Source organism: Paenibacillus sp. J22P165 (assembly GCF_059692015.1).
Genome location: NZ_JCAUAP010000007.1, coordinates 42,295 through 58,549 on the forward strand (window position 1 = coordinate 42,295; position 16,255 = coordinate 58,549).

Sequence of the window (16,255 nt, forward strand, 5' to 3'; positions counted from 1 at the left end):
ATCGCCACGCTTTATCTTCGCCTCATCTTCAGTACATCATCCACCGATACACGCTGCTTCCAGTCAATAATTCCTCCATAGTTTACTGCCATGAATTTGTTTAGTTCATTTTCAAGATCTAAGCAATGATTTTCCAATATGCTTTGTTATTTGGAACAACTAGATAGTTTTAAATATTCATGCTTCAAAATACTCATCATTATTCGATCGACATATTGACCATTTTTATAGACTTCGTCTCTTAGTATACCATCCTTATTGAAACCAGCCTTTTCATAACTCCGAATAGCACCAGGATTATCAGCATCTACCGTCAAATACACTTTATGAAGGTTTAAACGCTCGAATGCAAAATCCAGGACAACACCTGTCACTTCTGTAGCATAACCTTGCCCCCATACCATTTTGTCCCCAATCCAAATACCAAATTCAGCATGCTTGGACCAAGGATGGATATTAAACAATTGGGTATTGCCAATCGGGATGCCGTCTTCTTTTATTATGGTAAAATAGACAGACGATAGATCTGTTTGCGCGTACTTCCGTGTACGTTCTCTGACCACTTCCGGTGTTAAGGGCATACCACTTCCTGATGGTAACGTTCGGTTAACTACAGGATCGGACAGCCATTCATATCGCTTTTCCCAATCTTCTTCAACAACACGCCTTAATGTTACTCGTTGTCCGTATAGCATATTTCCCCTCCATGTATATGGTTAAATCCTATCCCATTCATTCTCTAAGATACTGAATACTAAGGAATCTCGCCATCCATCTTTGATTAATAGTGCATCCCTCAATCTTCCTTCTTGTGTCATACCTAATTTAGTAATAACTCTAGCTGATCCAATATTTCTAGGATCACATGTTGCATAGATTCTATGAAGCTGAAACTCCTTAAAGCCGAAGTCTACTAATAATTTTGCAGCTTCCGTAGCTATACCTTTACCCCAATAGTCAGGATGGACTATATAGGCTATCTCACCACTTTTATTTGTTGCACTTCTTATATTAAATTCTCCCGTCCCAATCATAACTTCCGTACTTTGCTCGATAATCGCAAAAACAAAACGTGTTCTAGGTATTTTTTTAGAGTCTATTATAATTTGATTAACAAATGCTTGAGTCTGTTCTTCATTGTTGGGTCCCCAAGGTTGGAAACGACATACGATATCCTGTGATGCATATTTATGTACATCTAACCAGTCGGAAAAATTGAATTCACGTAAATATATTTTGTCACCTATAAGATTGCTCATTAAGCTATTATCTCCTTCACAAAGAGAATTGAGGTTGATTACCTTCATTCATTAACCAAGAGGCACATCATCCAAGATCACACCAATTTCCGAAACACCATCCACTGGATCGCCATAATCATATCTTGCGGTAATCTTTCCCTTCTTGTATACATAGCCTTTAAAAAATGATTCGCCTGTCGGTGAGAATCCTGCCGATTCCAATGTGGTTTGCAGCGATTTTACATGAGCGTCTCTACTATTAATATTAACGTAGAAGCGATACACCAGCTCATCCATAAAGGTAATAACTATCTTTTTCGGAGGAGTTCCAATCGCTATGCTGAAATCAGGCGCTATATCCTTATATACGTTTACAACCTTTTCGATGAGAGATGGGTCAAAAACATATTTTACCTTGGGCTCCGACTTAATGTCGGGTAAATTTCCATCTGATGAATTCGCGTAGACCACTGTCAGAACGTCATCTATGCCATGTTCAACCGACCATGTTATGAGAGTGTTATCGCTTGAGCGGCCATAGACATTATTCTCTGTTTTGCCAAAAATCTTGTTGATTAAAGTGCTATCCGTAACCGGCCCATAGCCCGCATCTGAAAGCATTTGTGAAACATCTAAGAGTGGACTTTTAAGTTTGTATTGGAATGTCAGTTTTTGATAGTTGTCTTCAATCATCACCAAATAGGGCTGTGTATCGACAAACGCCGGCGCATTATTGTAAGCAGCAATAACTTGGTCGAAGTATGATGTATCAAAGGCAAGCCGCCTGACATTTGCTGCTATTGATGTACCTTCTGACTCTGTTGGAGTTGCTGTAGATGTAGCTGTTGCTTTAGGTGTAGCTGTCTCATGCGCAGGTGTAGTTGACGTTAATGGTGTATTGGTTGAAGTCGGAAAGGGATTTGTACATCCAGTTAAAATAGTAAACGTAAAAACAAACAGACAAATTTTAATCTGAAATTTTTGCATATGATTCCCCCTTGTATGCCGATCGTGCTGGCAGTCTCCTATTGCTGTATATTGAACAAACGTTACTCGTTAGCGTAATCACACAGTTGTTACATTCCAATAATAGTTCGCCGTGCCATGGCAAGGCTTTTTATTACCCTTTTGTTATTCCATCAGATTTATACCAGAATTATCAGGTGAAAGATAGTAGTGGTATATCCAACTTTTTTGTTTATACCCTAAATCAATCAGCATAATTCTTCCCTCATCTGACCAGCGAATAAAAAGTTGGGCACCTAAATCCCCTTTTTCCAACGCATTGAAATCGATATGATAACCCTGTCCTGAATCCATGAATTGATAATTTGGCTTTGCTGAAATATCGTATCTCCATACTAGTTCTTGCTTTTGATCAGTGCTGATTACAGTGGGTTCTCCAAGAAGTCCTTTTACGGATGCTTGATCTTGCATTATTTTCAACTGATATTGAACTTGCCATATTTTTTTTGTAGTTTCATCCACGTCCGTCGGTTCATTCATTATCGAAATTACTTTGCCTGATTCTAAACTATTTGTATATCTTACGCCTAAACCAAGACTTTCACCTATAAAGCGTATAGGAACATAAGCATGACCATTGTAATTCAAAACATTGTATTCACTAGGTAATTCCTTGCTTTGTCCGTTAATTTCAATTTTGGCTGGAAACAAATATGCCTGAATAGATTCAGTAGCATAAACAGCAGATGTTGCAGTTAAAGTGATTCCACAAATTAATCCTAAAATAAACTTTTTCAAAAACTCATCACTCCCAATGTTTAATTCTAATGAATTAGACGGACGGTATTGTAATAAGTTTCCATATAATATTTTATTCACGCAGATTATTTCAATATACTGCCCGTTCGTTTAGCAATTTACCGCTCAGTCAGTCTACAGTACTGCTTATCGGCAATCGGACAAGAACTTGAGCCATTAATTAAAAAAGCCCGCGGTTTACGCGGACTTCATTCGGACAATGTTCTTGACAACCGACAGCCATCGTAATATACGAATTTCTCTGGTCGTTTCCATTCATTCTCAGAAAGTATAAGTCTCCAAGCTGCCAGATGTACTCCCCGAAAATTTACAAGTCAGTGCTTCCCCGGCTCTTTGGGCTCGGATCGCTGCATATTTTTCTTATAAACTATCTGAAACCTTTCACATACTATCGGTATTTTATTATGAAACTCTAGATTCATGTGCTCCAATTCTTTCTTGAAGAAAAGTTCGTGAACGTGACGCCAATATGTTAATGAACGGTCTCCTTCTCCTTCAAGGTAGGCATGTTCAGCAGTAACTTCATCAAAAGAAACAATCTTCACATGCGTGGTTACCACAATAGCTACAGCATTATCGTTGCCATCAAGAATAATGTTATGTTGACCAACAACTGGTATAGGTTCTTTTCGTATTTCGAAAAACGTACAGGTAGTTGCAGTTGCTGTTTTAGTTCCTTCTACTACTAATATAGCAAGTTCATCAGCCATTTCTTTTGAATCTCCGAATGCCCATGCGACATATTCTTTTGGTGCGTCTGCATTTATTTTACGGTAGTCTTCCCATAAATGAATAACCGACTCATTTTCCATATTATTATCAACCTACTTTCTTTCAGACAATATTGAATATAGATCTCTCCGATCCTACGTTCTACATTATATGAGAAGCGAATAAATTTATCTTAAATTTATTAAATGAAGGAGAGATCGCATGGCAGGCGAATCGCAGCATTTATACCAACTGATTTTTGGTGGATGGATTCAACAATCCCTATCTGTTGCCGCAAAGTTGGGCATTCCGGATTTGTTAAAAGATTCTCCTAAAAGTCATGAGCAACTTGCTATAGAAACAAACACGCATGCACCTACGCTATATCGTCTACTGCGAGCGCTTTCAGTTACAGGGATATTCAAAGAGTTGGACAATAAGTATTTTGAAAATGGTCCGCTTGGTGTATTCCTACAGACAGACATTAAAGGCTCTGCCAGAGGCATCGCCATTATGGTAGGAGAAGAATGGGATAGGAATTCATGGAGTAATCTTCTGCATGCTGTTCAAACCGGGACGCCAGCATTCCTGAAAACATACGGCATTCCCTTCTTCGATTACTTATCGGAGAATCAAGAAGCTGGAGAAATCTTTAATAATGCGATGTCAGGATTATCAAAAGTAATTGGTCCTATGTTGGAAATTTACGACTTTTCTCAATTCAACAAGATTATTGATATCGGTGGCGGACATGGCCGATTGATGGAATCGATACTGTGTAAAATCCCTCATGTTAAAGGGGCAATTTATGATCTTCCCGCCGTAATTGAAGGAACTAAAACATTCATTCAGAGCGTAGGGCTTGAAAATCGTTGCGAATGCATTGCTGGAAGCTTCTTCGATTCTGTTCCGGTAGGCGGGGATGCTTATATTTTAAGAAGTATTATTCACGACTGGAGTGATGAGGAGTCCATCAAGATCCTTCAACATTGCAGACAAGGAATACTTGATCATGGGAAAATTATTTTAATTGAAAATATTATTAAAACAGATAGTAAATCCGATCCATTCCTTAATTTTGTGGATTTGGAAATGGCTGTTCTCTTAACTGGCAAAGAGCGTACGGAAGTTGAGTTTCGTGAACTATTCGAAAAAGCAGGCTTTAAGATATCGAAAATAGTCCCTACACCAATGAATAACTTTATTATTGAAGGGATACCCGTATAAGGATCAAGAAAAAAGTAACAGCAGCAACCCCGAACACTCTAAAATAATATCCTCGCACATACACGCGATACATTGGTCAAAGAAAAGCAGCTCATCCTTATATTGCAGGATGAGCTGCTTTCTTGGGGAAATTCTTCTTTTCTTTGAAACATCCACCGGGGAGCCATTGAAAGTGCCAGGGAGAAGTTATAACTAGCATGGATGCACTTGCCTTGCAATAATCATTACTTCAACGCTTTTAATATCGACTTGGCCGCCTTGCGTACTGTCGGCTTATTATGATCTGCATACTCGTGCGCGATATGTAGAACTTCTAAGGATAACGATGGCGCGGCTGCCGCAACTGTACCAAGTCCAGCAAGTGCCCGTCCCACATGTTTGCCTTCCCAAACATGCATGGCATCCCTCAAATGAGGATACGCCAACAGGGCAGCTTCTTCATTGGCTTTCGCCAAATTTCCCAAAGCATCCACGGCGTAATCTCGCACGATTGTGCTGGAATCCTTCTGAATAATCGCAATCAGCTTAGGTAGAAACACGCTGCCCTTCCCCGACACTAGTTCAATGGTCAAGGCAATGCTATGCATAGCCTCCCACCTTACTCGTGTCACTTTGCTAGACAGCAGCGGCACCAACAAGTCGAAATAGGGCGAAACCAGCTCAGGCCGTGAATTCGCAACCATTGTCATCACCTCGCAGCAATCGCCAAGTAATGAAGCATCTGAGCCTGTAAGTGCTTCAGCAACCTCCGAAAGTAGCGCTGGATTATCTAGACACTGCAAAGTGACAACCCGATTAGCCTCCTGAGTTCGATCGCCAACCTGTGATGATAGTTGATTAATAATTTCCATAAGACCCTCCCATTTAATGGTTTAATATATTTTGTATTGCCTGTTTGCATCTCAAAATCTTTAGCTACCCCTTCTCGGTAGTCTTGCTTATAAGGGGGTACTGAATCGGAAACGGTAAGAAAGAACTTGGGGCATCCGACAGGGTGCCGTTTATACTTCCCTTCATAATACACTAGTTCAATCCTCAATTTCCTTATAGTAATATAATGGAAATATCCATGGAACACCGAAATCATCCTCATTATCATCATATATAGGCACCGATTTATTAGTTGTTTATTTTACACTTTCGAGGAGATCATCCATCTTGAAATAATGAATTAAACACTAGTCCAGTTTCTTCGAGATTATCTCTACCCTTTTACACTACTTTATTTCATTCCATTTAATTTCGTTAGAACCAGCTTGTTTTTCAGCTAAAATGGGATGGATTTCCTTATCGGTGACAATCTCATCAATACGTAAATTGTAGGGTTGTAGCATTTTCATTGGGTCTATTTCGTGAGTATACGAGAGGGCATTCTTGAAATAAGAATCAAAAGCTAGCTTCAATTGTCCAGTTGTTATTTTGTCATGGTCAATGCGAATCCCTATACTGAATAATTTTTCATCAGGATTGCTTGCAAAGCCTGTAAGAGTGACACCTGGTTCGTCCCTTAGTTGATTGAGATTCTTGGCTAAACCATTTCCGATTTCAGAAAACTCTTTTGTGTCGTTGCTATCTTTACAGCCAATGATGAATGTTAGTAAGCCCATTATAGAAATGATAAATAGGAGATGGCGCAATGTGAATTTCATAATTCATCCTCCCTATCCACTTTCTACCTCATATGAAAACAGGGAACAGCTGTCACGGCAGTTTGCTCTCTGTTTATTGTGCTATCATTCAATTTTTCGAGGAATAAGGGCAATCAACATGCTAACCACAAAATAAACTATACCCCCGTAGATGCCTGAGTAATTAGTTTGCTTATCGTCAATTAACAAACTCCAAACCAATCCAAAGGCAACTGCTCCCCCAAGTGAATTCATAATTTTCCTTTTCAATTAAATACCTATCCCTTCTGCCGATAGCGTTTATTATTGAACTCTTATCTACGTCCCTTAAAAAAGCAATCCCCAGAAATGATTTCATATATATCACCTTCCTTAGCTTACTAATTTTACCACATCACTCATCCTCCTGTATTGAACTAAACTACCTGTTAGCGCAACAAAGCTGCCTTTTAACGCGGCAGCTTTGTCATGGTGTAAATTATTGAGCAATTGTTATCCGTCGAAATAAGAACTTGTTCAATCGGATACATATATTTTCTGACCGATTTGAATTTGCCCAGTCTTTTTTACTGATGCATACACGCCAAAATATAAATTCATTTCCTCATTTACTACTTTTAATAGTGAAGAATCTCGGCGCAGTGTATCAGGGTCAATCGTGATTATCGAACAGCGCTTGCAAAAAGCATTAACTTGTAGTTCTGCATCCCCAACTAATAGTCTCTTTCCTATCCAATCGCTTTCCTTCAAGGTGTTTTCTTCTAACGATACAATTAGATTTGCTCTTAATCTTCGTTTATCTAAGTTCCTTCCCCATAAAGATTCAAGTGTTCGTAAAGAAGAGTCCGTAATAATAAGGACACTAGCTAGGTCGACAGACATAAGGTTGGGCTCTTCGGGGTTCGGCGATTTATAGTCCCCCATAGAAATTTTTCTATTGGAGTAACTTTGAATTTCATTTAATAAATCTTCATTCCAGCTAAAGATTTGTCCATTTGGCGATGTAATGCTTACTCCGTTATCAACGAGCTTTCCCGTATAAGAGAGCATATTAGGGATATCCCTAGCAGTGATAAAGCGATCCCAGCCTTCTTTTTTTTCATCATAAAAGGCGCAAAAACGGTCTCCATATAATCCATATGAATCCACTTTACACACATCCAGACTTTCTCCCGCAAACGATTTCACGGGATAACGTGTTATTTCACTGACTTCTCCAACAAGCAATGACAAATTAAAGTTCGCCTCCATTACCTAACAATACAGCTATTATAGTCCATATACTTCTTCTTTAATAATTCCACCTCAATTTCTTGCTGAATATCTAAAAGGCTACTACGTTAAAGTTCCTCGTTAGCCTAACAATGCAAATGAGTAATATTAGCAAAATCAACAAATGTAAATCCATCTGGACCACATCTTATTTTAGTTATAGAGCATTCAGGAACCAAATTGCTTTGTTCAATAATAAAATTAGGGTATTTATAATTAAGCTCTTCTTGTGAAAATTCATTTAACAAAAAGTCCGTAATTAATCCACCGTGAGTTACTATTACAGTACTTTCCTGCGGGTATAGAACAGATTTTTCTAATATGAATGAAGATAATCGCTCACCAGCTCTTCTTGCGGAATCTCCGATGGGAGGCAAATAGTCTCTTTCCTTTGTGCATCGATTCCACATTTCAACAAATTCATGAAAGGTTTGTCCTGGTATGTCTCCCCAATTAGCACGCTCTCGTAAGCGAATATCCTCAAGAATCGGTATTCTTGTAGCATCTCCAATAATCTGAGCGGTCTGTTTAGCTCTGTTAAGTGGACTGCTAAAGATTTTAGATATGGGCATTGGTTTAAAATGGCTTGCTGTCGCATGGGCTTGCCCTAAACCATCGGCTGTAATGGAGACATCACCAACATTTCTTTCTTTTATAGCATGTCTAACAAGGTAAAAATCTGCATTCATTTTCACCACTCCGTCCATGAAATTTTACACTCATCTAATTAGATAATAATCTAATTAGATGATACAATACTATTAATTATTTAGAAAGACGATTCTAACTATCCTCCCCCTTGAATGACAAAAGAGCAGGTGCCGCTAGGCAAACTGCTCCATGATGGGTTCAACTAAGGTTCTGCTGTTAGCTTAATCTTGGGTTACTATGCTCCTCTTTTTTTAAAATAAGCTGACATAGCCCGTAAGTAGTCCTGAAGCTTGACTTTACAAATGAGAGCCCCCACTGGCATCGATCAATTGCCCTGTTACCCAGCGACTGTCGGGCGAAGCTAGAAAAGCAGCTATATCCGCGACATCTTCTGGTTGCCCCCATCTTCCAAAGATAGAAAAATCTGCACCAAACTTTTGAGAGGCAGGATCTTGTAGCATTGCGATATTCATATCTGTGTCAACGAATCCAGGTTGGATGGCATTAATCGTAATCCCACGTGGACCGAGTTGGTTGGATAGCGCGAGCGTTAGTGAATTGATTGCCCCCTTGGTCATACTGTATGCAGGAATGGCAGGCAGGGAAATTCTCGTTATAGAGGATGACAAGTTAATAATTCGACCTTCGTTTCGTAAACGTGGCAAAGCTTGTTGAGTCAGGAAAAAGGGCATCTTCACATTGATTTCCATGATTTCATCGTACGACTCTTCCGTAGTATCCTCGATTGGTGCTACTAGGGCAATCCCTGCATTGTTCACTAGTATATCGAATTGAGTGTCACCTGTACGTTCCTTCAACACTTCATCCAATTTCTTATAAAGTGTCTGTATGCTTTCAGAAGATCCAAGTTTCGTACCAATTGCGAATGCACTCCCTCCATTCTGCTCTATTTCATTCACTACTTCTTCTGCAGCTTCTCGGTTCGCGCCATAATGAACAGCTACTAATGCTCCTTCTTGCGCTAATCGTGTCGCAATGGCACGACCAATCCCCCGGCTTGCACCCGTAACTAAAGCAACTTTCCCCTTCAATTTAGTCATGATTTTAATCACCTCTTGTGTTTAATACGTACACGATATTTATAACACAAGGTGAATATTGAAATGTTGCTCTCTAATTCGTTGGGAAGATCCCATAATGTTTATGTCACCACGATTGGCGGTATTTATTTATTAATCTTTTGATACGGTTAAAACATTCCATTTTACATATACAATACATTCAAGTTTATTCCCCGTTCATAAACATCATCTATAATGAAACCATCCTAGGCTCAAGGAGGTGTTCATATCATGTATTACGAAGAAGATCGCGAACCGTATGACAAAGATAAGGATGAAAACTAACCCCACATCCTCAATCAGAAAAATTCTGACTACAACTAACCTCGGTTCACCCTCTAAGTCCCTGACCAACAACAAACCCCTCTACTTACCAAATCATTTCATGTAGCGATATTGCAGGAGATTCTTTAAATTCGAGATTTTCTGCAACAGCTTCTCCCCGACATTGGTTTCCCTCACCAGCTTTCGTTCCAGTTCTTTGTCTACCAGCCTCTTTACAGATAATACATCTGTACCGTTACATAACACATCATTTTTTGAAATAAATTTCTGATGGGCGACGAGCTGCATACCAAACGAATTATACAACAAGGTATATCCAGCGATGCCCGTTGTGGATTGATAGGCTTTGGAAAATCCGCCGTCAATGACAACCAGTTTCCCGTTTGCTTTAACGGGGTTCTCTCCGCGAATTTCTTTAACCGGCGTGTGCCCGTTAATGATATGTCCATGATCCGGATTCATGTCAAACTCCAGCAGGATTTTCCGGCAGATCTCCTCATTTTCACGCAAATGGTAATAAGGGTTCTTTCTCTCTTTATAGCTTTCTTTATCTTGGATAAAGTACCGTTCAAAGGTGGTCATTTCTCTCTTTCCAAAGAGTGAGGAGCATTCCCCTGTCCAGATGTACCATACCATATCCGTAGCCAGATCATCTGTCTCTTCCGGATGCGCAAAGGCATAACGCAAATAATATTCAAAAACATCGAGCAGCATACGGCCCGCATACGTTTTGTCTTCAATTTTCATTTCTTTCATGTTTCCTTCTTCATCCAAAGGAATACAGCCATGATATAACAAATTCCCGTTGTATTTTAGATAAAGGCTACCCTTTTTCATAAAAAAATTCATATGTCTGGCCAGCTTTTCGGAATGCTGAACGGAGAACAAGAGCTTTTCCATCACCTGCTGTTCTTCCTCCAGCAATTCTTCAGGCTTCAGCGGATTTACGGTTGCGAAACAGGTGTTTTCCAGCAGGTAAGTTTTTCCGCCGATCTTGATTTCAGTTTTGTCATAATCGATTTGCTCAAGTAAACACCTTTCAGACATATGAAAGAATGGGCGTCTCTTGATAATCGGGATTTCAAGCTTAAACTGGATCATGGCAATGGCTTGATGAATTTTGGTAATCTGCAGGATTTCCTGCTCCGAACCGCTATGGTCGGTCTGTAGCTTCGGTCTAAAGGCCTGATTGTCATCATAGTATTTCTCTGCCAAATTCAGCAATGGGCGAAGATTGATGCCATATACGTCTTCGATAATGTCCAGATTGTCGTATCTGGCACAGATCCGAATAATATTCGCAAGGCAGACCAAGGAACCGGCATAGGCGCCTATCCACAGGACATCATGGTTCCCCCATTGAATATCTACTGAATGGTAGTTGATCAGTGTGTCCATAATTTTATCGGGGTCTGGCCCTCTGTCATAGATATCTCCCACCACATGAAGATGATCAACCACCAAGCGCTGGGTCGTATAAGCAAGGCCGATAATGAGATTGTCCGCCTGACCCAAGGAAATAATTTGCCGGTATATTTCCTCATAGTAAGGGTCCTTATTGTTGGTCGAATCCGTCTTATATAGAAGCTCTTCAATAATATATACGAACTGCTCCGGCAAAGCTTTGCGTAGTTTCGAGCGCGTGTATTTCGAAGAGGCGTATGAAATGAGCTTAAGCATTTGTTCAATCGTTTGTCGATACCATGTGGTCAGGGCTTGTTTATTGCACAAGTCTCCTTTAATTATCTGTATTTTTTCTTCCGGATAGTAAACTAACACCGTAAAATCATTGATTTCATGATCCGTCCAAACTTCACGGAACAAGGCTTTGATTTTCTCTTTTACGGTACCCGAACCGTTTCTTAGTACGTGCTGAAAAGCCTGGAACTCCCCATGCAAATCACTGACAAAATGCTCAGTCCCTTTGGGAAGATTGGAGATCGCTTCAAGGTTGATGATTTCTGTTACAACTTTTTCTTCTGTATCATAGATCTCGGCCAATAAATCTAGAAACTGTTCATCCAAAAGAGATGTCCCCCTTTAAGGAAATATCGTGATGTATAAGAGTTTTTTATGGGCTAGTTACGTACCTTTAGGCTTAGTATAAACAGTAATGGGAAAAACAACCTTCAAAGATTGTATCCATAAATATAAAAGCCGCGTCATACGCGACTGATAATTTAAAGAGGCTGTCACACGTTTTCACGGTGGCAGCCTCTTTTTGTAGTTTATTCAAGTAAAGTGTCCCGTTTGTTTACTACCAGGCGAATCCTAGGCTTTGCGAACGTTCAGCAGTCGATAAACGGCAGCCGCAAGCAGTGCCCCAAGGAATGGAGCCGTGACGAAAACCCACAACTCGTTCCACGCTTCTCCCCCTAGCAGAATCGCGGGTCCCAAGCTTCTCGCAGGATTGACCGAAGTTCCTGTCAAGCCGATGCCGAGAATATGTACGAACGCGAGCGTCAAGCCGATGACTAGCCCAGCGACTCTGCCGTTGCCGGGCTCCGAGGTCACGCCGAGAATAGCGTAGACGAAAACGAACGTCAAGACAATCTCCACCACAAAAGCCATCAGCGCCGTAATGCCGATACCGTACCCATCGCCGAAACCGTTCTGCCCTAGGCTTGTCACCGCCTTGCCCGTCGAGTCGATGATCGCATACAGCAGCGCCGAACCAGCGACAGCACCAGCGACCTGGGCGACGACGTAGCCGAAGAAATCTTTGGCAGAAAGCTTCCGGGTGACGAGCATGACGAGCGATACGGCAGGATTAACGTGGCAGCCAGAAATAGGGCCAATCGTGTAGACGAGTGCTACGATCGACAGACCAAAAGCCATTGCGATGCCCAAATACCCCAGCTCGCCTCCAGCAGTAGCTGCGCTTCCGCAGCCGAACAGAACAAGTACGAACGTGCCTATGAATTCAGCCACATACTTATGAAATGATTTCAGATTCTACCCCTCCCAAGATCAGTTTGCTGTCATTATATGCTAGAGATCTGGACAAGATTCTAAATATTAGCGTGAAAACAACCGCTAGACGGCTCCACGAAATGGGAGAAATTTCGGCTTTTAAAGTTGTTTGGAATTCAATAGCATTTAGTACAATATCAATCGTGCAATCGGACAAAGTTCTTGACAACTGACATGCGCTGCATCAAGGCTTCGCGGTTTTTATCTTTTTATCCGTGAATGCACGAACTAACGAACTGTATAGAACGGTCAACTCTTCAGAAGGGCGAATACCTAGCTCCTGATGAAGCAGCCGAACATAATCCGTATACAGTACGGTCAATCCCTTTTTGTCCCCAGTCATTTCGCGTACCAACATCAAATGGTGGATGACTGACTCATCTAGCGGATTGTTCTCATTCAGCTTAAGCAATAACTTAGAAGCGGGGGCTGTATCTCCCGACGAAATAAGTACGGCGACAAGGCGTTTGACGAATGACGTGTACATTTGACTATAACGTTCCGTTTCGTGAATAGCCCATACATACGCTTTATCTCCGAACAAATCACCCGTATAAAGCCGTTCAACCCTTAAGGCATGTTCCACTTGACTGGCATTGATCGTTTGCAGTTCTTTCACTTGCGATTCGAACTCGGCATAATCAATATTAGCGTCCTTCCACTCAAGTACATAGCCATCGTTCTCTGAACGTATGACTTCGCGCATTCCAAGCGGTTCTAGTGACTTGCGCAGTTGGTACACGGTTGTATTTAAATAGCTCACCGCTCCTGACTGCTCTATCCCGCCAAAAATATCTGTAATCAATTTGGAACGTGTAATACGTCTACCTCGGTAAAGCAGGAGATAGGCAAAGAGCTCCGCACATTTTCGTGAGATCCACTTCACTCGGCCCATTTCATTGCTTACAAGAACGTCTCCGAGCACAGTAATAACAAGCCTTCCTCTATACTCCGCAGGTGGTGTCTGGATTGTTGATGGATGGAAAGCCCGCCAGTTCTGAAGCGCACGATGTACGGTTCGCTGTAGCCTCTCTTGGGAAACCGGCTTGACCAGATAGTCGATCACCGAAAGTTCATAAGCTTCTAATGCGAAATCCTTGTGAGAGGTGACGAACACAATTTGAACCAGAGATCCAGCGTTTCCTAACCTTGCAGCGAATTCCAGCCCATTCTCACCTTTCATGGAGATATCAACGAATGCGAGGCCAATATCTGTATTCTCTTGTAAAAAGATAGCAGCAGATTTCGCATCCTTGAAAGCACCAACAACATGAACCTCTGGCAGCTTATGCAACATTTTGCTTAAAATTAAATGCATTGTCGCGTCATCGTCTACCAAAATAACTTTCAAGCACTTTCGCCTTCCTTCCAATCGGGGTCAATTACATCCATCCGGTCTTTTGAACTGTGTAAAGTGAAGTAAAACGTCGTTCCTACTCCCGGCACGCTGTCAAACGACAGAATTCCTCCATGAATCGCAATAAATTCACGAGTCAACATAAGACCAAATCTGGCATGCCCTGCACCTTGTTCAGTGTCCGGCACTTTAATAAATGTATCGTCACGGCGCAGCATGTTCACAGTCTCTTCGTCCATTCCTTCTCCATTATCGCGTATAGTCACAACAATTCTATCTTTATCCTGATTAGCCCCTATTTCAATCCATCCACCAATTCCAGTAAACTTTATCGCATTCGATAGCAAGTTCCGCAGAATGAGATCTAGCATTTCTTTATCTGCGCTAACTGTGAGCTTCTCATCAATTTGTTCTCTCAGCACAATATGCTTCATTCCTGCCTTCGACTCTGCTAGTAACAGAGCTTGACGAACGACTTGCTGCAAATTCCAGCCTAGCGGTCGAAACACGACATTCCCTTTCTGGTTGCGATACCAGTCTAGCAAATTCTCGACAAGATAAAACGTGTTCTGTACTTGTCCTTGGAGTACTCCGAATAATTCGGCATGCTCATTGTTTTCCGCAGCAAGTTCTTCACCAAGCAGTTCGGTTATACTGACTAGGTGCGCGATCGGATCACGAACGTCGTGTGCCACAACAGTAAACATCTTGTCCTTAAACGAATTTAATTCCAAAAGCTGCTTCGCACTCTCACGTAGCCTTGCCTCGTTTTCTTTCAACTCCGTGATATCATTAAACAGGATCATTTTTCCAATGTGTGTGCCTGAATCATAGATGAACGATACACTGCATTGATAATATTTATTGATATTGCTATCAGCTTGGGATCTGTAGAACGAGAACCGTTCGTTACCGTGATGAGCGTCAAGAATGGGTTGAATCAATTCAGGATTCGCGGAGAGAACCTCCCCGACATAGGCAGGGTAATGTTTCGTCAATGTGAGTTCCGGTAAGACGCCTTCGGCTGCTTTGTTGTAACTGACAATTTGATCCTCGTAATCGAGTAGGATAACACCATCCCGGATGGTGTCGAACACTTGAGTCAACGCAAGTGGTGTAAATCGGAGCAGATTGAATCGCAGAATTCCCCAGACATAGACGATCCCAGACACTGCGAACCCGAAAGGCGTCAAATCGACATCCATGCCAAACCACAAGGTTATATTGAACAAAAAGGGCACTGCGGCTCCCATGGTCAGCACAATAATTTGCTTGCGAACGACTTTTGAAGACCGCCAATACATCGGGATAAACAGAAAAAATCCACACAATATTACAAAGTAATTATATAGCGTGTGTGCTTGATACCAAGGTCCTTTAACTGTTTTATACAACGGAAATGAAGTAGACTCATTGAAGATATATTGCTCATAAAAAAGGTGATGCCACTCATTGGTCAAATGGGAAAAAAAGACCGCTACAGGGATAACGAATAGTGCCAGCACAAGGCGTTTTCTGTAACGCGAAGCCGTTCCAGAGAATTGGATGACTTGGATGAGCCACAACGTTGTGACGAATGGAATGCCCACATATTCGATTTGAAGCGAAAGCTTAACTTCGTATAAGTTGCGGCTTAACAACTCGAAAGCATAACCACTTGCGTACCAGGCCGCTCCTATCATAATCAGAATCATCGTTCTAGCGACTGGTAAATGCCGTTGCTGATAGGACAAAAACGCAACGTATATCATGACTCCCGCTGCCAGAAAAAGCAGTAAGGACAACCATTGAATAATGTTCACTGAAGCGTCTCTCCTCATAATGGAAATGCCATGCGGGTCAGTCCTTAGTAACCCCCTTTTCAATATACATGCTTATTCATCGAGTATCTACCCTTCCTCCTTGTTATCCAAGTAAATAAGCAGTACCATATCGTTAATTAGCAGGCTCAAGAATTTAAGGATATAAAATAAAAAAGCCGCATCACATGCGACTTTTTCCTTATTACTGAATGATTATATCGATAAGATTTGAACTAATTTC

At 41.2% G+C, this 16,255-nt stretch carries 15 protein-coding genes; 1 reads left to right on the top strand and 14 read right to left on the bottom strand.

Going from position 1 to position 16,255, the window contains the following annotated elements; all coding sequences use genetic code 11:
- Positions 1-146: 146 nt before the first annotated feature.
- The 5 genes from AC58QM_RS17550 to AC58QM_RS17570 form a co-directional block, all read right to left on the bottom strand.
- Entirely contained in the window at positions 147-695 is a 549-nt protein-coding gene (locus tag AC58QM_RS17550) for a GNAT family N-acetyltransferase (RefSeq protein WP_497286126.1), read from the bottom strand.
- Between the two features lie 21 nt (positions 696-716).
- Positions 717-1,259: a GNAT family N-acetyltransferase gene (locus AC58QM_RS17555; RefSeq protein WP_497286128.1), complete on the bottom strand. Its 543-nt coding sequence runs from the start codon at positions 1,257-1,259 to the stop codon at positions 717-719.
- 51 nt (positions 1,260-1,310) lie between these two features.
- On the bottom strand, positions 1,311-2,228 hold the full coding sequence (locus AC58QM_RS17560) for a hypothetical protein (RefSeq protein ID WP_497286130.1): 918 nt from the start codon (positions 2,226-2,228) through the stop codon (positions 1,311-1,313).
- 144 nt (positions 2,229-2,372) lie between these two features.
- The gene (locus AC58QM_RS17565; protein ID WP_497286132.1) at positions 2,373-3,005 is read right to left on the bottom strand and encodes a stalk domain-containing protein; all 633 of its coding nucleotides are present in this window, start codon (positions 3,003-3,005) and stop codon (positions 2,373-2,375) included.
- 335 nt (positions 3,006-3,340) lie between these two features.
- Positions 3,341-3,838, bottom strand: a complete 498-nt coding sequence (locus tag AC58QM_RS17570; protein WP_497286134.1) for an ASCH domain-containing protein — start codon at positions 3,836-3,838, stop codon at positions 3,341-3,343.
- 121 nt (positions 3,839-3,959) lie between these two features.
- Here AC58QM_RS17570 and AC58QM_RS17575 point away from each other — a divergent pair, with 121 nt between their 5' ends.
- A complete protein-coding gene (locus AC58QM_RS17575) occupies positions 3,960-4,964 on the top strand; it encodes a methyltransferase (protein ID WP_497286136.1) in 1,005 nt (334 codons plus the stop codon).
- 224 nt (positions 4,965-5,188) lie between these two features.
- Here the strand turns inward: AC58QM_RS17575 and AC58QM_RS17580 are convergent, their stop codons facing one another.
- The 9 genes from AC58QM_RS17580 to AC58QM_RS17620 all read right to left on the bottom strand — a co-directional run bounded on the left by AC58QM_RS17580 (position 5,189) and on the right by AC58QM_RS17620 (position 16,014).
- Positions 5,189-5,815, bottom strand: a complete 627-nt coding sequence (locus AC58QM_RS17580) for a hypothetical protein (protein ID WP_497286138.1) — start codon at positions 5,813-5,815, stop codon at positions 5,189-5,191.
- A 366-nt stretch (positions 5,816-6,181) separates the two neighbouring features.
- A complete protein-coding gene (locus AC58QM_RS17585) occupies positions 6,182-6,613 on the bottom strand; it encodes a hypothetical protein (protein WP_497286140.1) in 432 nt (143 codons plus the stop codon).
- Positions 6,614-7,108: 495 nt separating this feature from the next.
- Positions 7,109-7,825 (bottom strand): MOSC domain-containing protein, encoded by a 717-nt coding sequence (locus AC58QM_RS17590; protein ID WP_497286142.1) that lies wholly within the window; start codon positions 7,823-7,825, stop codon positions 7,109-7,111.
- A gap of 125 nt (positions 7,826-7,950) precedes the next feature.
- Positions 7,951-8,571 (bottom strand): histidine phosphatase family protein, encoded by a 621-nt coding sequence (locus tag AC58QM_RS17595; protein ID WP_497286144.1) that lies wholly within the window; start codon positions 8,569-8,571, stop codon positions 7,951-7,953.
- Between the two features lie 240 nt (positions 8,572-8,811).
- Entirely contained in the window at positions 8,812-9,576 is a 765-nt protein-coding gene (locus AC58QM_RS17600; protein WP_497286146.1) for an SDR family oxidoreductase, read from the bottom strand.
- Positions 9,577-9,975: 399 nt separating this feature from the next.
- Positions 9,976-11,907 carry a fructose-1,6-bisphosphatase gene (locus tag AC58QM_RS17605; RefSeq protein WP_497286148.1) on the bottom strand — a complete coding sequence of 644 codons (1,932 nt, stop codon included), beginning with the start codon at positions 11,905-11,907 and terminating at the stop codon, positions 9,976-9,978.
- A gap of 246 nt (positions 11,908-12,153) precedes the next feature.
- Positions 12,154-12,834 (bottom strand): MIP/aquaporin family protein, encoded by a 681-nt coding sequence (locus tag AC58QM_RS17610; RefSeq protein ID WP_497286608.1) that lies wholly within the window; start codon positions 12,832-12,834, stop codon positions 12,154-12,156.
- A 205-nt stretch (positions 12,835-13,039) separates the two neighbouring features.
- Entirely contained in the window at positions 13,040-14,206 is a 1,167-nt protein-coding gene (locus tag AC58QM_RS17615; protein ID WP_497286149.1) for a response regulator, read from the bottom strand.
- Entirely contained in the window at positions 14,203-16,014 is a 1,812-nt protein-coding gene (locus tag AC58QM_RS17620) for a sensor histidine kinase (protein ID WP_497286151.1), read from the bottom strand. The genes AC58QM_RS17615 and AC58QM_RS17620 overlap by 4 nt, the downstream gene beginning before the upstream one ends.
- Positions 16,015-16,255: the final 241 nt, after the last annotated feature.

Coding starts and splice junctions, on each gene's coding strand:
- AC58QM_RS17550 (WP_497286126.1), bottom strand. CDS start 695: ATGCTATACGGACAACGAGTAACATTAAGGCGTGTTGTTGAAGAAGAT.
- AC58QM_RS17555 (WP_497286128.1), bottom strand. CDS start 1,259: ATGAGCAATCTTATAGGTGACAAAATATATTTACGTGAATTCAATTTT.
- AC58QM_RS17560 (WP_497286130.1), bottom strand. CDS start 2,228: ATGCAAAAATTTCAGATTAAAATTTGTCTGTTTGTTTTTACGTTTACT.
- AC58QM_RS17570 (WP_497286134.1), bottom strand. CDS start 3,838: ATGGAAAATGAGTCGGTTATTCATTTATGGGAAGACTACCGTAAAATA.
- AC58QM_RS17575 (WP_497286136.1), top strand. CDS start 3,960: ATGGCAGGCGAATCGCAGCATTTATACCAACTGATTTTTGGTGGATGG.
- AC58QM_RS17580 (WP_497286138.1), bottom strand. CDS start 5,815: ATGGAAATTATTAATCAACTATCATCACAGGTTGGCGATCGAACTCAG.
- AC58QM_RS17585 (WP_497286140.1), bottom strand. CDS start 6,613: ATGAAATTCACATTGCGCCATCTCCTATTTATCATTTCTATAATGGGC.
- AC58QM_RS17595 (WP_497286144.1), bottom strand. CDS start 8,571: ATGGACGGAGTGGTGAAAATGAATGCAGATTTTTACCTTGTTAGACAT.
- AC58QM_RS17600 (WP_497286146.1), bottom strand. CDS start 9,576: ATGACTAAATTGAAGGGGAAAGTTGCTTTAGTTACGGGTGCAAGCCGG.